The sequence below is a fragment of the Mesorhizobium xinjiangense genome (assembly GCF_009749525.1).
GTDB lineage: Bacteria > Pseudomonadota > Alphaproteobacteria > Rhizobiales > Rhizobiaceae > Mangrovimarina > Mangrovimarina xinjiangensis.
On the sequence record NZ_WOAC01000004.1, the window covers coordinates 42,704 to 65,773 of the forward strand.

Here is a 23,070-nt window from a genome sequence, read left to right on the forward strand (position 1 = left end):
CGCTCATTGCTCGGGATGGGTCTCCAACTCATCCCTATGCCCGCCGAAGCCATGCATGCGCAAGGCCCATTGCAGCCCGACGACCGCGCCCTTGGTCGGTTGCAGGAGCGCCAGTGAGAAAAGAATGGTGAGGGGAACCCAGATGGCCAGATGCTGCCAGGCCGACAACATGATTGCCGCCTCGACGCCCATGAAGGCGCCGACGACGACATGGCCGACGACAACGATGACCAGATAGGCCGGCAGATCGTCGGCGCGGTGATGATGGAATTCCTCGCCGCAAACCTCGCAACGGTCCGTCGTCTTGACGAAAGCGCGGAAGAGCCGGCCCTTGCCGCAATGCGGGCAGCGGCCGAGAAAACCACGCTTCATGGCCTGCCAGAGCGGCCGCTCGGTGGTCGATGCTGCAGCCTGGCCGCCGAAAATCTGCTGTTCCATCAGCGTCTCCTTGCCCGACCGGATCCGGCGCGGCGCGGCGGTCCGGATTGGAGCCTTCGTCCTTTGCGGCCCGCCTTGTGATAAGAGCGCACGGCCATCGGCATCTCTCGCGGATCGCTCAGCATCTCGAAGCGCATGGCACCCGCCAGCGGCGCGACCTCGATCAGGCGAACGTCCGCCGCATCTCCAAGCCTGTATCCCTTGCCAGAGCGTTCACCCACCAGAGAATGGGTCGTTTCGTCATATAGATAGTAATCATCGCCGAGCGATGACACCAGTATAAATCCATCGGCGCCGTAGTCGGGCAATCGGACAAAGAGTCCCGCCTTGGTGACACCTGAAATGCGCGCCTCGAATTCTTCGCCGCGGCGGCCGGAGAGGTGCTCGGCGACGAGCCGGTCGACCGTGTCGCGTTCGGCCGCCATTGCCCGCCTTTCGGCAGCCGAAATGAGGGCTGCCGTGTCCTCCAGTCGCGCCTCTTCGTCGGCTGTCAGCCCATCCTTGCCGAGCCCCAGCGCCGCAATGAGCGCGCGGTGGACGATCAGGTCGGCATAGCGGCGGATCGGCGAGGTGAAATGCGCGTAGCGGTGCAGGTTGAGGCCGAAATGGCCGATATTGCCCGGCGAATATTCAGCCTGGCTCTGCGAGCGCAGGACGACCTCGTTGACCAGCGTCTCCTCGTCCGAATCGCGCACGCGGTCGAGGATCGCGTTGAACTGTGCGGGCCGCATCTGCGGACCGCGCGCCAACGACATGCCGATCGATTTGAGAAATTCGCGCAGCGATTCCTGCTTTGCCAGTGAGGGCGCATCGTGGATGCGGTAGACCAGCGCCTGCTTTTTCGCCTCCAGTGTCTCGGCGGCGCAGACATTGGCCTGGATCATGAATTCCTCGATCAGGCGATGGGCGTCGAGCCTATCCGGCACGACGACGCGGTCGACCGTGCCGTCGTCCTTGAGCAGGATCTTGCGTTCCGGCAGATCGAGCGCCAGGGGTTGACGCTTTTCGCGCCCGCGGCCGAGCACGCCATAGGCCGCCCATAATGGCTCGAGCACCGTCTTGAGAACCGGCTGCGTCTTGGCATCCGGCTCGCCGTCGATTGCCGCTTGCGCCTGCGGGTAGGAAAGCCGCGCGGCCGAGCGCATCATGATGCGGTGAAAGCCGTGCCGCAGCTTGCGGCCATCGGCAGCAAAGGTCATGCGCACGGCGAGGGCAGGGCGGTCCTCGCCCTCGCGCAGAGAGCACAGGTCGTTGGATATGCGCTCGGGCAGCATCGGCACCACCCGGTCGGGGAAGTAGACCGAATTGCCGCGCTTCAGCGCCTCGCGATCGAGCGCCGTTCCGGTGCGCACATAGGCCGCGACGTCGGCAATCGCCACCGTCACGATCACGCCGCCCGGATTGGCGGCATCGGAATCGGGTGCGGCATGGACTGCGTCGTCATGGTCCTTGGCATCGGCCGGGTCGATGGTGACGAGCGGCAGGTCGCGCCAGTCCTCACGGCTGGCCATCGTTGCCGGCTTGGCCGCTTCGGTCTCGGCAAGCACCTCGGCGGGAAAGACGTGCGGAATGTCATGGGCGTGAAGGGCGATCATGGAGACCGCCTTCTCGCTGGCGAGCGATCCGACAATATTGAGCACGCGGGCGTGCGGCAGGCCATGGCGCGGCGCACGCTGCGGCGCAACCTCGACGAGGTCGCCGGGCTCGGCACCCTTTGCATGGTCGGCTTCGACGATGAGTTCGGACTGGCGGCGCTCAACCGGCTCGATCCGCAAGCTGCCGTCGGGCAGTTTGCGCAGCACGCCAAGCACAGACTCGCGGCGCTTGTCGAAGATCTTCATCACCTTGCCGGTGTAGGATGGTCCCTCGGGGGAATCGGTCGGAAAGACCCGCGCGAGCACCCGGTCGCCCACGCCCGCCACACGGTCCTTGCCGCCGCGCGGCGGCGAGATGGCGACCTGATGTGCGCCATTTTCGCGCACATCCTCCTCAGAGGGCTGTGCCAGAAGTCCGCCGTCGGCATCGCGCGAGACGATATCGAGCACGACAACCGGCGGCAGAGTGCCGGGCCGGTGCAGACGTTTCGCCCGCTTCTCCAGAAGACCTTCCGCCTGCAGGTCGGCAAGGAGGTCCTTCAACCAGATGCGGTCGGCGCCGCGCAGGCGGAAAGCCTTTGCGATATCGCGCTTGGACGCCCGATCGGGGTTTTCGGCGATGAAACGCAGAACGGCGTCGCGGTCGGGAAGCGCGGACGTGTCGTCTGACGCAGCGCTTTTGTCGGTGCGGTTCCTGCCGCGTCCTTCGGATTTCTTGCCGGAGATGCGTCTGGCCAATCTCTTCAGGCTTTCTTTTGCGCGGTGGCGCTCTTTTTCGTCGGTTTCTTCGCGCTCGTGGATTTGCTGCGGCCCTTGGCGGGCGATTTCGCCGCCTTTTCGGCAATCAATGCCAGCGCCTGCTCCACCGTGACATTCTGCGGATCGGTCCCTTTCGGAAGCGTGGCGTTGATCTTGCCATAATTCACATAGGGACCATAACGCCCGTCCCTGACGGTAATATTGCCGTCGCCGTCCGGATGCGCCCCGAGATCCTTGATGGCCGCGGGTGCGCCGCGCCGCCCGCCCGGTCCCTTGGCCTTCTTCTCGGCGAGGGTCGACACAGCCCGGTTGATGCCGACCGAGAAGACGTCCTCCACCGAATCGAGATTGGCGTAGGTGCCGTCATGCAGCAGGAACGGACCGTAACGCCCGATTCCGGCCGATATCATCTTTCCGGTTTCCGGGTGCGGACCGACGTCGCGCGGCAGCGACAGCAGCGCTACGGCGCGTTCGTGATCGAGCGTCGCCGCATCCCAACCCTTGGGCAGGCTGGCGCGCTTGGCCTCCTTGCCTTCACCGCGCTGGACATAGGGGCCGAACCGGCCGTTCTTCAGCACAATCGCCTCGCCTGTGAAGGGATCGCTGCCTAAAGGCCGGTCCTCGGCCGCCTCGCCATTGCCGTTGCCGTTGGCGGCATCGCCAAGCTGACGCGTGAAGCCGCATTCGGGATAGTTCGAACAGCCGACGAAGGCGCCGTAGCGGCCGAGCTTCAGCGACAGTTTGCCGTTGCCGCAGCGCGGGCAGATGCGCGGATCGCTGCCGTCCTCACGCTGCGGGAAAACGAGCGGCGCCAATTCATCGTTGAGCGCATCGAGCACCTCGGACACGCGCAGTTCCTTGATGTCGTCGACCGCACCCGAGAAGTCCTTCCAGAAGTCCCGCAGGACCTCCTTCCAGGCCAGCTTGCCGTCGGAGATCTCGTCCAGCTTTTCCTCTAGCGATGCCGTGAAATCATATTCGACATAGTGTTCGAAGAAGCTTTCCAGAAATGCGATGACCAGGCGGCCCTTGGGCTGCGGCATCAGCCTGCGGTTGTCGATCTCCACGTAGTCGCGATCCTCGAGCGTCTTCAAGGTCGCGACATAGGTCGATGGCCGGCCGATTCCCAGCTCCTCCATCTTCTTGATGAAGGACGCTTCGGTGTAGCGCGGCGGTGGCTCGGTGGTGTGGCTGGTCACCTTGATCACGTTGCGGTCGAGTGTCTCGCCGCTCTTGATTTCGGGCAGACGGCGTGTGTCCTCGTCCTCCTGATCTTCCTCCTTCTGATCGGCATAGGCTGCGAAGAAGCCGTCGAAACGTACCACCGAGCCCACGGCGCGCAGCGCGGCGGTCTTGTCGCCATTGCGCGCTTCGATCTCGACGGTCGTGCGTTCGATCTCGGCCGGTTGCATCTGGCTGGCCACGGCGCGCTTCCAGATCAATTCGTAGAGCCGCGCCTGGTCGGATTCGAGATATTTGCGCATTTCGGCGGGGCTGCGCGTGAAATCCGTGGGACGGATGGCCTCGTGCGCCTCCTGGGCATTCTTCGCCTTGGTGGAATAGAAGCGCGGCTTCTCCGGCAGGTATTTGTCGCCGAAATCGGATGCGATGGACTTGCGCACGGCCTCGATCGCCTCCGGCGCCATCTGAACGCCGTCGGTACGCATATATGTAATGAGGCCGGCCACTTCACCGCCGATTTCCATGCCTTCATAGAGCCGCTGTGCCACCTGCATGGTGCGCGAGGCAGAAAATCCGAGGCGCGAGGAGGCCGCTTGCTGCAGGGTCGACGTGGTGAAGGGCGGCGCCGGGTTGCGCTTGGTCGGCTTGGCTTCGACCGACGCGGCGGTGAACTTCGCGCCGTCGAGCATGACGCGGATTTCCTCGGCCTGCTCGGCCGACTTGATGTCGAGCTTCTGCAGCTTCTTGCCCTCGAGACCGACCAGCCGCGCCTCGAAGGCATCGCGGCGCGGCGTGGCGAGTTCGGCGGCAATCTGCCAGTACTCCTCTCGCACGAAGCGCTCGATCTCGTTTTCGCGATCGCACACGAAGCGCAGCGCCACGGACTGCACGCGGCCCGCCGAGCGGGCGCCGGGCAGCTTGCGCCACAGCACCGGGGAGAGCGTGAAGCCGACCAGATAGTCGAGCGCCCGCCGTGCCAGATAGGCGTCGACCAATGACGGGTCGACTTCGCGCGGATGGGCCATCGCGTCGAGCACCGCGCTCTTGGTAATCGAGTTGAAGACCACCCGTTTGACGGGCTTGTCCTTCAGCACCTTTTTCTGCCGCAATACTTCGAGCACGTGCCAGGAGATCGCTTCGCCTTCCCGGTCGGGGTCGGTGGCGAGAATGAGCCCGTCGGCTTCCTTGACCGCCTTGGCGATCTCGGACAGTCGTTTGGTCGAGGCGCCGTCGACGCTCCACGACATGGCGAAATCCTCGTCGGGGCGCACAGACCCATCCTTTGGTGGCAGGTCGCGCACGTGACCGAAGGAGGCGAGCACCTTATAATCTCGGCCAAGATACTTGTTGATGGTTTTGACCTTGTTGGGCGACTCGACGACGACGACATCCATGCCTGAAACTATCCCTTGTCTGCGGCGCGCGGCCGATTGCACACGTCGCCGGCAGTAAAAACGTGCCTGTCACATGGCGGGCCAATGAGCCGCGGTCAAGTCCTCGGCCGCAGCAGGATGATCGCCAGGCCTCGACTGCCGGCGGGTCGCCGCCGATCTCTATTGCAATCACTGCTTACGCACGGTACTCTTCAACACGCATCAGTTGCATTCTGCGAATCGTCCATGTTCAAGGAACCTGTACTTTTGGACAGGAAGGTTCCGCCCCGGTGCTGCATACGGAAATCAGGCATATGATGTCTCGCCAATCGACCAGTCAAAAGGAACGGCTCGAATTCATGCGCTCCATGCTTGTGCAGCTGCGGGCCATGGCCGATGCCGACAATCACGAAATGCTGGCCTATCTCATCGAAATGGCACAGCTCGAGGCCAATGAGGTTGCCCTGCAGGGCACGCCGAGGCATTCAGGGACACTCAAACGCAACAGCCTCGCCTGAAACCCCGGCTGATCTCCTATGCAGTCGACGGCTCTTCATGCGCGTAGAGTCTTCATGCGTGAAGAGTCTGGCTCGCCATGTCGGCCGATCGGCCATGCATTCGCCGCATGGCGGCTCTGAATTGTCTTGATCAACGAAAAATTGCTGTGCCAGGGGGTTGATCGCCGTGAGGCTTTTTATCATTTAGGGCGCGCATCATACTCAGCACGAGAATCGAAGGTCACAATTGAAGAATACAAAGATCAAGGATTTCGCCGAACGGCGTAATGACGCTATGGCCGCCAAGGCCGCTCTTCTCGAAAAGTTCAAGAACAGACCCGGTCCCGACGATCCCGAATATCAGGCCCGCATTGCCGAGCGCAAAGCGGTTGCCGATGCGCGCGCCGAGCGGGAAAAGGAACGCGAGGCGCGGCGCCAGGCAAAGCTGGCCGAACAGGCGCGGCTGAAGGCGGAACGCGAGGCGGCCGCCGAGGCCGAGCGCAAGGCGCGTGAAGAGGAAGAACGTCGTCAGAAGATCGCCCGGGAAGCCAAAGTGCTGGCCAACCGGGAGGAACAACTGGCCGATGAAGCTTCAAAGAAGGCTAAACGTGACGCGCGCTATGCGGCCCGCAAGGCTCGGGTCCGCAAGATCGGCTGACCGCCAGCCACGCACCGGCGCATAGCTTGGCAAGCCTCGTGCGTCCGAATGGGCGCACGGCACCCTATGTGGAAGGCAAGAGCGCCAAACGCTCGCCAACGTCCACGTGGCGGCACGCCCCGGCCAGTTCCGGGGCGAAATCGCCTTTTGGCAGCACTTCGATCCCCTCCATTCCGAGCCAGCAAGCCATGAGCGCCAGTTCATCGGCCAGGGCTTGCGCTGTTTCTGGGGGAGCGCCCGATTCGCAATGGGCTGCCATGACCCGCAGTGTGCCTGCGCGCCGGTCCGCCTTGAGATCGACACGAGCCACCAGTCGGTCGCCGAGCAGGAACGGGAGCACGTAGTACCCGTGGACGCGCTTCTCGGCGGGCGTATAGATTTCGATGCGATAACGGAAGCCGAACAATCGTTCGGTGCGGCCTCTTTCCCAGACCAAAGGGTCGAACGGCGCCAAAAGCGCCTGTGCATCAACCTTTCGCGGCTTGCGGGCATCCTTCCACATCCAGGCCTTTTGCGACCATCCCTCGACGCGAACCGGCTGCAACTCGCCTGCCTCCACCAGTTCGGCAATCCGTTCGTCGGCCTCGACGGGGTTCAGCCGGAAATAGTCGCGCAAATCGGCGGCAGTCGCCACGCCGAGGGCGCGTGCGGCAATGCGTAGAAGTTCGCGTATGGCGTCAGCTTCGTCGGGGGTCGGGGTATCCAACACTCTACCAGGGAGCACCCGCTCCGGTATGTCGTAGAGGCGCTCGAACCCGCGGCGCGAATGGGTCGTGATGCGGCCGGCCCAGAAGAGCCATTCAAATGCATGCTTGGCGTCGCTCCAGCCCCACCAACCGCCTTGCCCGCGCTGTCCATCAATGTCGGAAGCGGCAATTGGGCCTTCTCGTTCGACAAGGCGGTGGATCTCTTCGATGTAGGCCTGATGGTCGCGCCCAAATTCGGCCAGTCGGCGATAGATGCGCTCATTGCGTCCGGCCTTGGCCATGCGCCACTGCATCAGCGGCCATGTTTCGACGGGCAGGAAGGAGGCCTCGTGCGCCCAATATTCGAACAGGCGTCGTTGGCGTTTGGACGCGGCATTGTCGAGCAGATGCATCGGATAGGCGCCAAGGCGCGAAAAGATCGGCATATAATGGGCGCGCACGACCGCGCTCACGGAATCAATCTGGAGCAGTCCGGTGCGCCCGATGACCTTGCCGAGATGGCGTTGCGTAACGGCCGATTGCGGACGACTGTCGGCAAAACCCTGCGATGCCAACGCGATGCGGCGCGCCGTTGCCAAGGAGATCGAGTCGCGCATGGGTGCTCCCGTTTCATCGTTCGTGAGCTTGTTTAGCCTGCCGCCCGCTCTCCTGTCACCCGAAACGACCCTGTCGCGGCGGGCCTACCGACACCGTATTGTCAGGTCCCGTGCTTCGGCAATGCGCGCACAGATGGCCGGCCAATCGCATCTGCACCAATGGCCGGGGCAGATTGTGGCGCAGGTTTGACTTGCGTCCGGGGGGCCGCTGCGCTAACCGTCGCCGCGTTGCAATATGGCCTTTGCTGCACCGGCGTCCTCCGTCAATGTGTCGCGGTTGATCGAAACGCTGCAATGTTATGCTGACGTTGTGCGCGAAGGTAAGGATGACAGACGGATGAACGAACTGCTCGTTTCCTATTTGCCGATCGTAATCTTCATCGGCGTGGCGCTGGTGATCGGGCTGGCCCTGGTCGCCACCCCCTTCATCGTGGCCTACCGGAGCCCGGATCCGGAGAAACTGTCGGCCTACGAGTGTGGGTTCAACGCCTTTGACGACGCGCGCATGAAGTTCGACATCCGCTTCTATCTCGTATCGATCCTCTTCATCATCTTCGACCTGGAAGTGGCCTTCCTGTTCCCCTGGGCCGTGTCATTCGGCGAGATCGGCTGGCTCGGCTTCTGGTCGATGATGATCTTCCTTGGCGTATTGACTATCGGCTTCATCTACGAATGGAAAAAAGGAGCGCTGGAATGGGACTGAACGATTCTTCTCAGACCCTGATCGCGCCGAAGCCGAAAGGCATCATCGATCCCAACACCGGAAAGCCGGTGGGTTCCGACGATGTGTTCTTCGGCGAGATCAACAATGAACTGGCCGACAACGGCTTCCTCGTCACATCATCGCAGGCATTGATCACCTGGGCGCGCACCGGCTCGCTCATGTGGATGACTTTCGGTCTCGCCTGCTGCGCGGTGGAAATGATGCACGTTTCCATGCCGCGCTACGATGCCGAGCGTTTCGGCATCGCGCCGCGGGCCTCACCGCGCCAGTCGGACGTGATGATCGTTGCCGGCACGCTGACCAACAAGATGGCGCCGGCTCTGCGCAAGGTCTATGACCAGATGCCCGAGCCGCGTTACGTGATCTCCATGGGATCGTGCGCCAATGGCGGTGGCTACTATCATTATTCCTATTCGGTGGTGCGCGGCTGCGATCGCGTCGTCCCGGTCGACATCTACGTGCCCGGCTGCCCGCCGACGGCGGAGGCTCTGCTTTACGGTATCCTTCTGTTGCAGAAGAAGATCCGCCGCACCGGCACGATCGAGCGCTGAGCGAGGACATCATGAGTGAAGCGCTGAAGGACATTGCGGCCTATATCAAGGAGAAGCTGGATGCGGAGGTCGAGACGGCGACCGTTGCCTTTGGCGAGCTCACGCTGACGGTCGCGCCCGGCGATATCGTTGAGGTTCTTTCGTTTCTCGAGCGCGATCCGCAATGCCAGTTCGTGTCGTTCATCGACATTTCGGGCGCGGACTATCCCTCGAGGGAAAATCGTTTCGACGTCGTCTATCACCTGTTGTCGCCGCGGCAGAACCTGCGCATCCGGGTCAAGGTCCAGACCGATGAGGACACGCCCGTGCCGTCCGTTACGTCGGTCTATCCGGGTGCGGACTGGTTCGAGCGCGAAGCCTATGATCTCTACGGCATCCTTTTCATCGGTCACCCGGACCTGCGGCGGCTTTTGACCGATTACGGGTTCGAGGGGCATCCGCTGCGCAAGGATTTCCCGCTGACCGGCTTTGTCGAGGTGCGTTACGACGACGAGGTGAAGCGGGTCGTCTACCAGCCGGTGGAACTCAGGCAGGAATTCCGCAACTTCGATTTCCTCTCGCCCTGGGAAGGCACGGACTATGTGCTGCCGGGCGATGAAAAGGCGAAGGGGTGAATTGGAAATATGGTCAGGTCGATGATCAGGCGGCTACAGGAGAAGATGACGTGATGCGGTGGCTCGCTATTCGCTATTCGCTATTCGCTATTCGCTCTGGTCGCGAAAGGACGGCGCATCATGCCTGAAACATCCGTGCGCAACTTCAATATCAATTTCGGGCCGCAGCATCCCGCGGCGCACGGCGTCCTGCGCCTTGTGCTTGAGCTCGACGGCGAGGTGGTCGAGCGCATCGATCCGCATATCGGCCTGCTGCATCGCGGCACCGAGAAGCTGATCGAGGCCAAGACCTATCTGCAGGCCGTGCCCTATTTCGACCGGCTCGACTATGTCGCGCCGATGAATCAGGAGCACGCTTTCGCGCTCGCGGTCGAGCGGCTGCTGGAGATCGAGGTGCCGATGCGCGGCCAGTTGATCCGCGTGCTCTTTTCGGAGATCGGCCGCATCCTGTCGCACCTCCTGAACGTCACCACGCAGGCCATGGACGTCGGCGCGCTCACTCCGCCGCTGTGGGGCTTCGAGGAGCGCGAGAAGCTGATGGTGTTTTACGAGCGGGCCTGCGGCGCGCGCATGCATGCGGCCTATTTCCGGCCCGGCGGCGTGCACCAGGACCTGCCCGACCAGCTTGTCGAGGACATCGGCAAGTGGATCGACCCGTTCCTGAAGACGGTCGCCGACCTGGACGAACTGCTTACCGGCAACCGCATCTTCAAGCAGCGCAATGTCGATATCGGCGTCGTGAGCCTGGAAGATGCCTGGGCCTGGGGGTTCTCCGGCGTGATGGTGCGCGGCTCCGGGGCGCGTTGGGATCTGCGCAAGTCGCAGCCCTATGAATGTTACCCGGAGATGGAGTTTTCCATTCCGATCGGCAAGAATGGCGATTGCTACGACCGCTATCTGATCCGCATGGAAGAGATGCGCCAATCCGCGCGGATCATGCGGCAATGCGTGGACCGTCTGCTCGGTTCCGACAAGCAAGGTCCGGTGTCCAACGAGGACGGCAAGGTCGTGCCGCCGAAGCGCGACGCCATGAAACGCTCGATGGAAGCGCTGATCCATCATTTCAAGCTCTACACGGAAGGCTACCGGGTTCCCGAGGGCGAGGTCTATGCGGCGGTCGAGGCGCCGAAGGGTGAGTTCGGCGTCTATCTGGTTTCCGACGGCACCAACAAGCCCTACCGCTGCAAGCTGCGCGCGCCCGGTTTTGCCCATCTGCAGGCGATGGATTTCCTTTGCCGCGGCCACATGCTGGCCGATATCTCCGCCGTGTTGGGCTCCCTCGACATCGTGTTTGGTGAGGTCGATAGATAGATGAGTGTCCGCCGTCTCGCAGAGCCAGCTCTTCAGCCAGCCAAATTCGCCTTCAGCAAGGCGAATTCGGCGGAGGTGAAGACGTGGATCAGGAAATATCCCAAGGGCCGCGAACAATCCGCCGTCATTCCCCTCCTGATGATTGCTCAGGACCAGGAAGGCTGGGTGACGCAGGCAGCCATCGAGCACGTCGCCGACATGCTCGAGATGCCCTATATCCGGGCCCTGGAAGTGGCCACTTTCTACACCCAGTTCCAGCTCAACCCGGTCGGCACGAAAGCGCATATCCAGGTGTGTGGCACGACGCCGTGCATGCTGCGCGGCTCCGAAGCGCTGATGGATGTGTGCCGCGAGAAGATCCATCCCGAGCAATTCCACGCCAACGAGGCCGGCACGCTTTCCTGGGAAGAGGTCGAGTGCCAGGGCGCCTGCGTGAATGCGCCGATGGTGATGGTCTTCAAGGATACCTATGAGGACCTGACGCCCGAGCGTCTGGCCGAGATCATCGACGAGTTAGAGGCGGGCAGGGGCGATATGGTTCCCACCGGCCCGCAGATCGACCGGACCTTCTCCGCGCCCGCTTCGGGCCTGACCGCGCTCAAGGACGAGAAGGCCGTGCTGGTCAAGACGCGCGCCGCCGCGACGAAACCGGACAAACCGGCGGAAGGGGATCCGATTCCTCCATCGAAGGCCGCCAGGCCGAAGACCAACGCTGTCGAAACAAATCCGGCCGTTAATACGCCTTCCGACACCAAGGCGAGCGCCAATGGCGAGAAGCGCACGAGCGTTGCGCCGCCGGTGGGCGATGCGGTTGCGGCCGACAAGACCGAGCCGGCCGTCGAAGGCGCGGCGCGGCCGCGCAAGTCGCGGCGCCAGGCTGCGAAACCGGAAGTGGTGGCCTCCAGCAAGGCTGCCACGCTTGATGACAAGAGCCGTCCCGCCGGAATCGAGCGGCCGTCCGAGCCGGACGATCTGAAGCTGATTTCCGGTGTTGGGCCGAAGATCGAGGGAATTCTGCATTCGCTCGGCATCTTTACCTACAAGCAAGTCGCTTCGTGGAAGAAGGCCGAGCGCGAATGGGTCGACGCCTATCTGAAATTCCATGGCCGCATCGAGCGCGACGACTGGATCAAACAGGCCAAGGCGCTGGCCAAGGGCGGCGTGGCCGAATATGTCCGCGTCTTCGGCAAGAAGCCGCGGTGAGGATTTGAACCATGGCCGATGTGAGCAACGAGCTGATTTACGAGGTACTGAAGACGATGCAGGGGCGCTTGTCGCACATCGAGCACAAGCTCGGTGAGGTGGACAATCGACTTGTGTCGATTTCCGCGCAGGTGCGCGGTCTGTCCTCTGAAACCAATGCTGCTCACATGGATATTGGGAACATCTATCAGTCCATGACGCGGATGGATGAGAGCCTGGTGCGAATTGAACGTCGACTGAACATTGTCGACGAAACGACGGAGTGAAGGCCGTGCTAGCTGACAAGGACCGCATCTTCACCAATATTTACGGCCAGTTCGACCGTTCCCTGAAGGGCGCCATGGCGCGCGGACACTGGGACGGTACCAAGGCTCTCCTGGACAAGGGGCGCGACTGGATCGTCAACGAGATGAAGGCGTCCGGGCTTCGCGGTCGCGGCGGGGCCGGATTCCCGACCGGACTGAAATGGTCCTTCATGCCCAAGGAATCCGATGGCCGACCGGCCTATCTGGTGGTCAATGCCGATGAGTCGGAACCCGGCACGTGCAAGGATCGTGACATCCTGCGCCACGATCCGCACACGTTGGTCGAGGGTTGCCTGGTGGCCGGTTTCGCCATGGGCGCAATTGCCGCCTACATTTATGTGCGTGGCGAATTCATCCGCGAGCGCGAGGCGTTGCAGCGCGCGATTGACGAAGCCTACGAAGCCGGATTGATCGGCAAAAACAACAAGAACGGTTACGATTTTGATGTATTCGTTCACCACGGCGCCGGCGCTTACATTTGCGGCGAGGAGACCGCGCTGCTGGAAAGCCTTGAGGGCAAGAAGGGCCAGCCGAGGCTGAAGCCGCCATTCCCGGCCAATGTCGGCCTGTATGGTTGTCCGACGACGGTGAACAACGTCGAATCGATTGCCGTCGCGCCGACGATCCTGCGCCGCGGCGCGGCCTGGTTCTCCTCCTTTGGACGGGAGAACAACAAGGGCACCAAGCTTTTCTGCATTTCGGGGCACGTCAACAATCCGTGCACGGTCGAAGAGGCCATGTCGATTCCGTTCCGCGAATTGATCGACAAGCACTGCGGCGGCATTCGCGGCGGCTGGGACAATCTCTTGGCGGTGATCCCCGGCGGATCGTCGGTGCCGCTTGTACCGGCCGACCAGATTATCGACACGCCGATGGATTTCGACGCATTGCGCGATCTGAAATCGGGTCTCGGCACGGCGGCCGTGATCGTCATGGACAAGTCGACCGACATCGTCAAAGCGATCGCCAGGCTCGCCTATTTCTACAAGCACGAAAGCTGCGGCCAGTGCACGCCCTGCCGCGAGGGCACCGGCTGGATGTGGCGGGTTATGGAGCGGCTGGTGCGCGGCGAGGCGCAGAAGCGCGAGATCGACATGCTGCTCGATGTCACCAAGCAGGTCGAGGGCCATACGATCTGTGCGCTCGGCGACGCTGCGGCCTGGCCGATCCAGGGACTGATCCGGCATTTCCGGCCGGAGATCGAGCGCCGTATCGACGAGTTCACGCGCAACGCGCACCGTGCCGAGGTGGTGCTTGTCGCTGCGGAGTGAGAAGAAACAAAGAAGACGGAGCCGGCGTGCCGCCGGTCACAGCATTCGAGGGACGCAGCCGGGCGGGCATTGAAAGCAACGACGAGGAGAAAACCGATGTCGATGTCGTTCATACCCGAAGACCTGATGCCTGACGTTAAGACCATGGAAGCGCAGTTTGACAGGATGAGCCGTGATTTCTCGGCGATGTTTTCAGACCAGGCGGCGGGCAGCGTCAATCTGATGATGCAGCCCTTTGCCGCCGGCGCGGCCTTTGGCGCGGGCCTGGCCGGACAGGCACTCGGCGCCTGGATGGGCGCGGTCGCCGGATCGATGGACGCGGCGCAGAAAATGTCGGTGGTGGCGCTGCGCAGCGAGGTTGATGACGACGATGCGCCGGCCTACAAGGCGCCGAAATCGCCGGCCAGGCGTGTGAAGGCGGCGGTCGACACCCTGGCCGAGGACGTCGAGGATGCAACCCGTGCGGCCATCCAGGCCGGCGGCGAGACTGCATTGGCGATCGAAAAGGATTTTGCCGATGCCGTCGATGCGGTGGCGCAGGGCAACCAGGCGTCCGGCGCAGGGCAGGCGAGGGACGCGATAGAGCGAGCGGCGGATCGTCCGGCGGTCGATTTCAGCGCCGGGCCCGATGATCTCAAGATGATCTCGGGCATTGGGGCGAAGATGGAACAGGTCCTCAACGGGCTCGGTGTGTGGACCTATGCGCAGATCGCCGCCTGGAGCGAAAAGGACATCGCCCGGGTGGAAGAGCATCTGGGCTTCAAGGGCCGTATCGGCCGTGACGCGTGGCAGAAACAGGCCGCGGAACTGATGAAAAGGACATCCTGATCGCGGTGATTCGCGGCAGGCAGGCAAAACCGGAACGGCGGCAAGCGCCGAGGACAGTTGGATGACGAAGCTCAAGGTCGACGGCAAAGAGATCGAGGTACCCGACCACTTTACGCTGTTGCAGGCGGCGGAGCAGGCAGGCGCTGAAATACCGCGCTTCTGTTTCCATGACCGGCTGTCGATCGCCGGCAATTGCCGCATGTGCCTGGTCGAAGTGAAGGGCGGCCCACCCAAGCCCGCCGCGTCCTGCGCCATGGGCGTGCGCGATCTGCGCCCTGGCCCGAATGGCGAGCCGCCGGAGGTTTTCACCAACACGCCGATGGTGAAGAAGGCGCGCGAAGGGGTGATGGAGTTCCTGCTCATCAACCACCCGCTCGACTGTCCGATCTGCGACCAGGGCGGGGAATGCGACCTGCAGGACCAGGCCATGGCCTATGGTGTCGACTCGTCGCGCTTCCATGAGAACAAGCGGGCCGTGGAGGACAAGTATATCGGCCCGCTGGTCAAGACGATCATGACGCGCTGCATCCACTGCACACGCTGCGTGCGCTTCACCACCGAGGTCGCCGGCATCTCCGAGCTCGGCCTGATCGGCCGCGGCGAGGATGCCGAGATCACCACCTATCTCGAACAGGCGATGACGTCGGAATTGCAGGGCAATGTCATCGACTTGTGTCCGGTCGGTGCGTTGACGTCCAAGCCCTATGCCTTCCAGGCGCGGCCCTGGGAACTGACGAAGACCGAATCCATCGATGTGATGGACGCCGTCGGCTCGGCGATCCGGGTCGACACGCGCGGCCGCGAGGTCATGCGCGTCCTACCCCGCGTCAACGAGCAGGTGAACGAGGAGTGGATCTCCGACAAGACGCGCTTCATCTGGGACGGCCTGCGTTCGCAACGTCTCGACAGGCCTTATGTCCGCCAGAACGGCCGGCTGGTCCCTGCCTCGTGGAATGCCGCCTTTGCCGCCATCGCCGAGCGGGTGGGTGCGACGGCGCCAGAACGCATTGGTGCGATTGCCGGCGATCTGGCGACGGTCGAGGAGATGTTCGCGCTCAAGCTGCTCATGCAGTCGCTCGGCTCGGCCAATATGGACTGCCGCCAGGACGGCGCGGCGCTCGACCCTGAAAACGGGCGCGCCAGCTACATCTTCAACCCGACCATCGAAGGCATCGAGGATGCCGATGCGCTGCTCATCGTCGGAGCCAATCCGCGCTTCGAGGCCTCGGTCATCAATGCGCGCATTCGCAAGCGCTGGCGCGCCGGCACATTCCCGATCGGCGTGGTCGGCGACATGGGCGATCTGCGCTACGACTACGAGATGCTGGGTGCCGGTCCCGACACATTGAAGGATCTGGCCGAGGGCAACGGCAAATTCTTCCAGGTCCTGAAGAAGGCGAAACGTCCGATGGTCATTGTCGGCCAGGGTGCGCTCGCGCGCAGCGACGGCGGCGCCGTGCTCGCACTGGCGGCAAAGCTGGCCGGAGTGGTGGGCGCGGTGGCCGACGACTGGAACGGTTTTGGCGTGCTGCACACCGCGGCGGCACGGGTCGGCGGTCTCGATCTCGGCTTCGTGCCGGGTGAGGGCGGCAAGGACATTGCCGCCATGATGGGCGCGCTCGACGTGCTCTTCCTGCTCGGTGCCGACGAATTCGACATGAACAAGATCGGCAACGCCTTCACCGTCTATATCGGCAGCCATGGCGATGCCGGGGCACACCGCGCCGACGTAATCCTGCCGGGAGCCACCTACACCGAGAAATCCGGTACCTATGTCAATACCGAGGGCCGTGTGCAGATGACGTCCCGGGCCGGCTTCGCTCCGGGCGAAGCCAAGGAGGACTGGGCCGTTTTGCGCGCACTGTCCGACACTTTGGGCAACAAGTTGCCCTTCGATTCGCTCGCTCAGTTGCGCGGCATGCTCTACGACACGCATCCGCATCTTTCCGCGGTTGACGAGATCGCCGCGGGCGACCCGGCCGATATCGCCAAGCTGGCAAAGACGACAGGCCGGCTCGGCAAGAGCGGATTCGTCTCGGCCGTGAAGGATTTTTATCTGACGAACCCGATCGCGCGTGCCTCCGCCGTGATGGCGGAATGCTCGGCGCTGGCGCGCGGCGGCTTCAAGCAGGCTGCGGAATAGGGCAGGGGCAATGGACAGTTTCTTTACGATCTACGTGCTGCCTGCACTGATCATTCTTTTGAAGTCGGTGGCCATGCTGGTCATCCTGCTGATCTTCGTCGCATACATTCTTTATGCCGACCGCAAGATCTGGGCGGCCGTTCAGTTGCGGCGCGGTCCCAACGTGGTCGGCCCGTGGGGGCTGCTGCAGGCCTTTGCCGACCTGTTGAAATTCGTCTTCAAGGAGCCCGTCATCCCGTCCGGCGCCAACAAGGGCGTCTTCTTGCTGGCACCGCTGGTCTCGGCCGTTCTTGCTATGGCGGCCTGGGCGGTCATCCCGGTCAACGAGGGCTGGGCGGTCGCCAACATCAATGTCGGCATCCTTTATGTCTTCGCCATCTCCTCGCTCGAGGTCTATGGCGTCATCATGGGCGGCTGGGCGTCGAACTCGAAATATCCGTTCCTCGGCGCCCTGCGCTCGGCGGCGCAGATGGTGTCCTACGAAGTCTCGATCGGCTTTGTCATCATCACCGTTCTTCTGTGCGTCGGTTCGCTCAACCTCACCGATATCGTTCTTTCGCAGCGTGACGGGCTCGGCACCATGGCCGGACTGCCCAACAGCTTCCTGGACTGGCACTGGCTCGCCCTGTTCCCGATGTTCATCGTCTTCTTCATCTCGGCCCTGGCCGAGACGAACCGGCCGCCCTTCGACCTGGTGGAAGCCGAATCGGAACTCGTCGCCGGCCATATGATCGAATATTCGTCGACGCCGTTCCTGCTGTTCTTCCTGGGCGAATATGTCGCGATCGTCTTGATGTGTGCGCTCACCACGATACTTTTCCTGGGAGGATGGCTGCCGCCGTTCGATTTCGCGCCCTTCACCTGGGTGCCGGGCGTCGTCTGGTTCGTCCTCAAGGTGTGCGCGGTGTTCTTCATGTTCGCTCTGGTGAAGAGCTTCGTGCCGCGCTACCGCTATGACCAGCTGATGCGTCTGGGCTGGAAGGTCTTCCTGCCGATCTCGCTGTTCATGGTCGTGGCGACCGCCGCCTTCCTGAAATTCACCGGCCTGGTGGCGTGACATGAGTATGGCTCTCATCGGTGCCCTTGTTGGACTGATCGTCGCGGCGGCGGACTTCTATTTCCTGCGCTTGCTCGCCGGCCGCGTCGAACTGCCGGAGACCAAGCGCGTCCTCAACATCACCGGTCTCAGCCAGTTCGTGCTGCTGCCGGTCATCGGCTACTTCGTAGCCCCACTGTTTTCGGGAGAATGACGATGTCTGCTCTCGCCCAAGCTGCCAAATCACTCCTCTTGAAGGAGTTTTTCGGCGCCGTCGCGCTTTCCATGCGCCAGTTCTTCGCGCCGAAATACACGATCAACTATCCGCACGAAAAAGGGCCGATCAGCCCACGCTTTCGCGGCGAGCATGCGCTGCGCCGCTATCCCAACGGCGAGGAACGCTGCATCGCATGCAAGCTTTGCGAAGCGATCTGCCCGGCACAGGCCATCACCATCGAGGCGGGACCGCGCCGCAATGACGGCACGCGCCGCACCGTGCGCTACGACATCGACATGGTGAAGTGCATCTATTGCGGCTTTTGCCAGGAGGCCTGCCCGGTCGACGCAATCGTGGAGGGGCCGAATTTCGAGTTCGCCACCGAAACGCGCGAGGAACTCTACTACGACAAGGACAAGCTGCTCGCCAACGGCGACCGCTGGGAGCGCGAGATCGCGCGCAATATTCAACTGGATTCGCCGTATCGGTGAATGCACAGAGATGGACGGGCGACAGCCGCTCGTCTAAGGACAGGGCGGCCCGGGCCGGGGACGGTCGGGGCCGGAAACAGGCGAAGCCCAGGCACCGCCGCTCGAACCGGGGGAACCCATGCTTACAGGACTAGAGGCGATCTTCTTCTATCTTTTCGCCTTCATCGCGATCGGGGCGGCCTTCATGGTCATCTCCGCGCGCAATCCCGTGCATTCGGTACTCTATCTCATCCTGACCTTCTTCAATGCGGCGGCGCTGTTCCTGCTGACGGGGGCCGAGTTCCTGGCAATGATCCTGCTCGTCGTCTATGTCGGCGCGGTCGCGGTGCTGTTCCTCTTCGTCGTCATGATGCTCGATGTCGATTTTACCGAGCTCAAGCAGGGAGCGCTGCAATACGCGCCCATCGGCGCGCTGGTCGGGCTGATCCTGGCGGCGGAACTGATCGTCGTTGTCGGCGGCTATTCCTTCGCGCCCGAACTGGCCGCGCAGACCGCGATGCCGACGCCGGCCTTGGCTGAGCGCCACAACACCGCGGCTCTCGGCGACATTCTTTATACGGACTACATCTACTTCTTCCAGATCGCAGGTCTGGTGCTGCTCGTGGCCATGGTGGGCGCCATCGTGCTGACGCTGCGCCACAAGGTCGGGGTCAAGCGTCAGAGCATACCCGCTCAGGTTGCCCGCACTCCGCAGACGGCCATCGAGGTGGTGGAAGTCGACACTGGCAAGGGAATTTGACGGGTAGCATCATGGAAGTCGGTATCTCACATTTTCTAACCGTCTCGGCCATCATGTTCACGCTTGGCGTGTTCGGGATATTCCTGAACCGGAAGAACGTCATCGTCATCCTGATGTCGATCGAACTCATTCTCCTGGCGGTGAACCTGAATTTCGTCGCCTTCTCGGCCGCCCTGGGCGACCTGGTCGGTCAGGCCTTCGCGCTGTTCGTGCTCACGGTCGCCGCCGCAGAGGCGGCCATCGGACTTGCCATTCTCGTCGTCTTCTACCGCAACCGCGGTTCGATCGCGGTCGAAGACGTCAACATGATGAAGGGCTGACGGGACAGATCATGTATCAGACGATCGTTTTTCTGCCGCTCGTCGGCTTTCTCATTGCCGGGCTCTTCGGCCGCTCGATCGGCGCCAAGGCGAGCGAATATGTGACGTCGGGCTTCCTGGTGATCTCGGCGCTCCTGTCATGGGTGGCCTTCTTCACCGTCGGGTTCGGCGACGGAGAGACCTTCACCGTGCCGGTGATGCGCTTCATCCAGTCGGGCAGCCTCGATGCCGACTGGGCGTTGCGCGTCGACACGCTGACCGTGGTCATGCTGGTGGTGGTCAACACCGTCTCGGCCCTAGTGCACATCTATTCGATCGGCTACATGCACAACGATCCGCACCGGCCGCGCTTCTTCGCCTATCTGTCGCTGTTCACCTTCGCCATGCTCATGCTGGTGACGTCGGACAATCTGGTGCAGATGTTCTTCGGCTGGGAAGGCGTCGGGCTTGCCTCCTATCTGCTGATCGGCTTCTGGTACAAGAAACCGTCGGCAAATGCGGCGGCGATCAAGGCCTTCGTCGTCAACCGTATCGGCGATTTCGGCTTCGCGCTCGGCATCTTCGGCGTCTTCGTGCTCTTCGGCTCGGTCAATTTCGACGTCATCTTCAACGGCACCCAGGCCTTCATGCCGGACGTCGAGAACAGCGAGACGGTTCTTAACTTCCTTGGCTACCAGCTCGACCATCATGCCGCGCTGACCGTGGTCTGCCTGCTCCTGTTCATGGGGGCCATGGGCAAGTCGGCGCAGGTGCCGCTGCACACCTGGCTGCCGGACGCCATGGAAGGCCCCACACCGGTTTCGGCGCTGATTCATGCCGCGACCATGGTCACGGCCGGCGTCTTCATGGTGGCGCGGCTGTCACCGATCTTCGAACTTTCGCACACCGCGCTGATCATCGTCACCTTCATTGGCGCCTTCACCGCCTTCTTCGCGGCGACCGTCGGCCTGGTGCAAAACGACATCAAGCGGGTGATCGCCTATTCGACCTGCTCGCAGCTCGGCTATATGTTCGTGGCGATCGGGCTCGGCTTTTATTCGGCGGCCATCTTCCACCTGTTCACGCATGCCTTCTTCAAGGCACTCTTGTTCCTTGGCTCGGGCTCGGTCATCCACGCCGTTTCGGACGAGCAGGACATGCGAAAGATGGGCGGCCTGCGCCGGCTCATTCCCTACACCTACTGGATGATGATCATCGGCACCCTGGCGCTGACGGGCGTGGGCATTCCGGCCACTCTCATCGGCACGGCCGGGTTCTTCTCCAAGGACGCCATCATCGAAGGCGCCTTCGTCGGCCACAACGCCATGGCGATGACGGCCTTCATCCTCCTGGTGGTGGCGGCCATCTTCACCAGCTTCTATTCGTGGCGGCTGATCTTCATGACCTTCCACGGCCGTCCGCGCGCAACCGCCGACGTCATGCATCACGTGCATGAATCGCCCATGGTCATGCTGGTGCCGCTGTTCATCCTGGCCGCCGGGGCGCTGTTTGCCGGCGTCATCTTCCACGAATATTTCATCGGCCACGACTACGAGCATTTCTGGAAAGGCGCGCTCTTCACGCTGCCGGACAATCACATCCTGCACGAGTTCCACGACATACCGCTGTGGGCGAAGCTGTCGCCCTTCGTGGCCATGCTGCTCGGGCTGGGCGTTGCCTACCAGTTCTATATCCGCTCGCCGGAGACACCGCGCAAGCTGGCCGGGCAGCATCGTCTGCTCTACGCCTTCCTGCTCAACAAATGGTATTTCGACGAGCTCTACGACTTTCTGTTCGTCAAGCCCGCCATGCGTCTCGGACGTTTCCTGTGGAAGAAGGGCGATGGCTGGCTTATCGACGGCTTCGGTCCTGACGGCGTTTCGGCGCGCGTGGTCGACATGACCAACCGCGTCATCAAGCTGCAGACCGGTTATCTCTACCACTATGCCTTCGCGATGCTGATCGGCGTGGCCGCGCTCGTGACCTGGATGATGCTCGGGAGCTCGTTCTAGCAATGACCGATTGGCCGCTTCTCACGACGGTGACCTTCCTGCCGCTGGTGGGAGCCCTCATCATCCTGTTCATCCGGGACGAGGGAAATTCGGGCGTGCGCAACATTCGCAACGTCGCGCTGCTCACGACCGCCTTCACCTTTCTCCTGTCGCTCCTCATCTGGGCGGGGTTCGACACGTCCGATCCGGGCTTCCAGATGGTGGAGAAGGCCGACTGGCTCGATTCGGGCATTTCCTACCACATGGGTGTCGACGGCATTTCCATGCTGTTCGTCATCCTGACGACCTTCCTGATGCCGCTTTGCATCCTGGCGAGCTGGGAATCGGTGCAAACGCGCGTCAAGGAATACATGATCGCGTTTCTGGTCCTGGAAACGCTGATGATCGGCGTCTTCTGCGCGCTCGACATCGTTCTGTTCTACGTCTTCTTCGAGGCCGGCCTGATCCCGATGTTCATCATCATCGGGGTGTGGGGCGGCAAGCGGCGCGTTTATGCCAGCTTCAAGTTCTTCCTCTACACGCTCCTGGGCTCGGTTCTCATGCTGCTGGCCATCATGGCGATGTTCTGGCAGTCGGGAACGACGGATATCACGCAGCTTTTGACGCATGATTTCCCGGCCGGGATGCAGCCATGGCTCTGGTTGGCCTTCTTCGCCTCCTTCGCCGTGAAAATGCCGATGTGGCCGGTTCACACCTGGCTGCCCGACGCACACGTGGAGGCGCCGACGGCGGGCTCCGTGGTCCTGGCGGCCATCCTGCTGAAGATGGGAGGCTATGGCTTCCTGCGCTTCTCGCTGCCGATGTTCCCGCTGGCCTCGGCCGATTTCGCGCCGCTGATCTTCACGCTCTCGGTCGTCGCCATCATCTACACATCGCTGGTGGCGCTGATGCAGGAGGATATCAAGAAGCTGATCGCCTATTCCTCGGTGGCCCATATGGGTTTTGTCACCATGGGCATCTTCGCCATGAACCAGGAAGGCATCGAGGGCGGCATATTCCAGATGCTGTCGCACGGCCTGGTCTCGGGCGCGTTGTTCCTGTGCGTCGGCGTCGTCTACGACCGCATGCACACACGCGAGATCGCGGCCTATGGCGGACTGGTCAACAACATGCCGAAATATGCCGTGGTGTTCATGATCTTCACCATGGCCAATGTGGGCCTGCCGGGCACGAGCGGCTTCATCGGCGAGTTCCTGACGCTGATCGGCATCTTCCAGGTCAACACCTGGGTCGCATTCTTCGCCACCACCGGCATCATCCTGTCGGCGGCCTATGCGCTGTGGCTCTATCGCCGGGTGGTGTTCGGCGCGCTGACCAAGGAGAGCCTGAAGGGGTTGCTTGACCTGTCGACACGCGAGAAGGCCGTGATCTATCCGCTTGTGCTGCTGGTCATCTTCTTCGGCGTCTATCCAACGCCTGTGTTCAACGTCACCGCGGCCTCGGTCGAGGCGCTGGTCAACAACGTCACCGTGTCCATCGAAGCCGCGAATGGCGGCATGTCCACCGCACTTGCTCACTAGG

The 23,070-nt window shown here is 62.4% G+C and carries 22 protein-coding genes; 18 read left to right on the top strand and 4 right to left on the bottom strand.

Features of this window, described 5'->3' with window-relative positions; genetic code table 11:
* Nucleotides 1-3: 3 nt before the first annotated feature.
* The 3 genes from GM909_RS05950 to topA are packed head-to-tail and all read right to left on the bottom strand — an operon-like array spanning nt 4 to nt 5,368.
* The gene (locus tag GM909_RS05950; protein ID WP_157015300.1) at nt 4-438 is read right to left on the bottom strand and encodes a DUF983 domain-containing protein; all 435 of its coding nucleotides are present in this window, start codon (nt 436-438) and stop codon (nt 4-6) included.
* Nucleotides 438-2,771 carry a ribonuclease R gene (gene rnr / locus GM909_RS05955; RefSeq protein WP_157015301.1) on the bottom strand — a complete coding sequence of 778 codons (2,334 nt, stop codon included), beginning with the start codon at nt 2,769-2,771 and terminating at the stop codon, nt 438-440. Before rnr ends, GM909_RS05950 begins: the two co-directional genes overlap by 1 nt.
* A 5-nt stretch (nt 2,772-2,776) precedes the next feature.
* A complete protein-coding gene (gene topA, locus GM909_RS05960) occupies nt 2,777-5,368 on the bottom strand; it encodes a type I DNA topoisomerase (RefSeq protein WP_157015302.1) in 2,592 nt (863 codons plus the stop codon).
* A 293-nt stretch (nt 5,369-5,661) separates the two neighbouring features.
* Between topA and GM909_RS05965 the strand changes: the two genes are divergently transcribed.
* Nucleotides 5,662-5,865 (top strand): hypothetical protein, encoded by a 204-nt coding sequence (locus GM909_RS05965; RefSeq protein WP_157015303.1) that lies wholly within the window; start codon nt 5,662-5,664, stop codon nt 5,863-5,865.
* Between the two features lie 226 nt (nt 5,866-6,091).
* Nucleotides 6,092-6,502 (top strand): DUF6481 family protein, encoded by a 411-nt coding sequence (locus tag GM909_RS05970; protein ID WP_198174145.1) that lies wholly within the window; start codon nt 6,092-6,094, stop codon nt 6,500-6,502.
* A gap of 64 nt (nt 6,503-6,566) precedes the next feature.
* Here the strand turns inward: GM909_RS05970 and GM909_RS05975 are convergent, their stop codons facing one another.
* Nucleotides 6,567-7,805, bottom strand: a complete 1,239-nt coding sequence (locus tag GM909_RS05975; protein WP_157015304.1) for a winged helix-turn-helix domain-containing protein — start codon at nt 7,803-7,805, stop codon at nt 6,567-6,569.
* A 337-nt stretch (nt 7,806-8,142) separates the two neighbouring features.
* On the opposite strand from GM909_RS05975, the gene GM909_RS05980 reads away from it, so the two are divergent.
* The 16 genes from GM909_RS05980 (at nt 8,143) to GM909_RS06055 (ending at nt 23,069) form a co-directional block, all read left to right on the top strand.
* Nucleotides 8,143-8,508, top strand: a complete 366-nt coding sequence (locus GM909_RS05980) for an NADH-quinone oxidoreductase subunit A (RefSeq protein WP_157015305.1) — start codon at nt 8,143-8,145, stop codon at nt 8,506-8,508.
* Entirely contained in the window at nt 8,499-9,080 is a 582-nt protein-coding gene (locus tag GM909_RS05985; RefSeq protein WP_157015306.1) for a NuoB/complex I 20 kDa subunit family protein, read from the top strand. Before GM909_RS05980 ends, GM909_RS05985 begins: the two co-directional genes overlap by 10 nt.
* Before the next feature lie 11 nt (nt 9,081-9,091).
* Nucleotides 9,092-9,694 carry an NADH-quinone oxidoreductase subunit C gene (locus GM909_RS05990; protein ID WP_157015307.1) on the top strand — a complete coding sequence of 201 codons (603 nt, stop codon included), beginning with the start codon at nt 9,092-9,094 and terminating at the stop codon, nt 9,692-9,694.
* Between the two features lie 120 nt (nt 9,695-9,814).
* The gene (locus tag GM909_RS05995; RefSeq protein ID WP_157015308.1) at nt 9,815-11,005 is read left to right on the top strand and encodes an NADH-quinone oxidoreductase subunit D; all 1,191 of its coding nucleotides are present in this window, start codon (nt 9,815-9,817) and stop codon (nt 11,003-11,005) included.
* Nucleotides 11,006-12,208, top strand: coding sequence for an NADH-quinone oxidoreductase subunit E (locus GM909_RS06000; RefSeq protein ID WP_157015309.1), 1,203 nt, complete (start codon nt 11,006-11,008; stop codon nt 12,206-12,208). It begins immediately after the preceding gene.
* Between the two features lie 11 nt (nt 12,209-12,219).
* A complete protein-coding gene (locus GM909_RS06005; RefSeq protein WP_157015310.1) occupies nt 12,220-12,474 on the top strand; it encodes a hypothetical protein in 255 nt (84 codons plus the stop codon).
* A 5-nt stretch (nt 12,475-12,479) separates the two neighbouring features.
* The gene (nuoF, locus tag GM909_RS06010; RefSeq protein ID WP_157015311.1) at nt 12,480-13,784 is read left to right on the top strand and encodes an NADH-quinone oxidoreductase subunit NuoF; all 1,305 of its coding nucleotides are present in this window, start codon (nt 12,480-12,482) and stop codon (nt 13,782-13,784) included.
* 96 nt (nt 13,785-13,880) lie between these two features.
* The gene (locus GM909_RS06015) at nt 13,881-14,612 is read left to right on the top strand and encodes an NADH-ubiquinone dehydrogenase (RefSeq protein ID WP_157015312.1); all 732 of its coding nucleotides are present in this window, start codon (nt 13,881-13,883) and stop codon (nt 14,610-14,612) included.
* A 61-nt stretch (nt 14,613-14,673) separates the two neighbouring features.
* Nucleotides 14,674-16,755 (top strand): NADH-quinone oxidoreductase subunit NuoG, encoded by a 2,082-nt coding sequence (gene nuoG / locus GM909_RS06020; protein ID WP_157015313.1) that lies wholly within the window; start codon nt 14,674-14,676, stop codon nt 16,753-16,755.
* Between the two features lie 10 nt (nt 16,756-16,765).
* Nucleotides 16,766-17,812 (top strand): NADH-quinone oxidoreductase subunit NuoH, encoded by a 1,047-nt coding sequence (gene nuoH / locus GM909_RS06025; protein WP_157015314.1) that lies wholly within the window; start codon nt 16,766-16,768, stop codon nt 17,810-17,812.
* Nucleotide 17,813: 1 nt separating this feature from the next.
* Nucleotides 17,814-18,005, top strand: a complete 192-nt coding sequence (locus tag GM909_RS06030; protein WP_157015315.1) for a hypothetical protein — start codon at nt 17,814-17,816, stop codon at nt 18,003-18,005.
* A 2-nt stretch (nt 18,006-18,007) separates the two neighbouring features.
* Nucleotides 18,008-18,499 carry an NADH-quinone oxidoreductase subunit NuoI gene (gene nuoI, locus GM909_RS06035; protein WP_157015316.1) on the top strand — a complete coding sequence of 164 codons (492 nt, stop codon included), beginning with the start codon at nt 18,008-18,010 and terminating at the stop codon, nt 18,497-18,499.
* Nucleotides 18,500-18,617: 118 nt separating this feature from the next.
* On the top strand, nt 18,618-19,238 hold the full coding sequence (locus tag GM909_RS06040; RefSeq protein ID WP_157015317.1) for an NADH-quinone oxidoreductase subunit J: 621 nt from the start codon (nt 18,618-18,620) through the stop codon (nt 19,236-19,238).
* A gap of 11 nt (nt 19,239-19,249) precedes the next feature.
* Nucleotides 19,250-19,558: an NADH-quinone oxidoreductase subunit NuoK gene (gene nuoK / locus GM909_RS06045; RefSeq protein WP_157015318.1), complete on the top strand. Its 309-nt coding sequence runs from the start codon at nt 19,250-19,252 to the stop codon at nt 19,556-19,558.
* An 11-nt stretch (nt 19,559-19,569) separates the two neighbouring features.
* On the top strand, nt 19,570-21,549 hold the full coding sequence (gene nuoL / locus GM909_RS06050) for an NADH-quinone oxidoreductase subunit L (protein ID WP_157015319.1): 1,980 nt from the start codon (nt 19,570-19,572) through the stop codon (nt 21,547-21,549).
* A gap of 2 nt (nt 21,550-21,551) precedes the next feature.
* The gene (locus GM909_RS06055) at nt 21,552-23,069 is read left to right on the top strand and encodes an NADH-quinone oxidoreductase subunit M (protein ID WP_157015320.1); all 1,518 of its coding nucleotides are present in this window, start codon (nt 21,552-21,554) and stop codon (nt 23,067-23,069) included.
* Nucleotide 23,070: the final 1 nt, after the last annotated feature.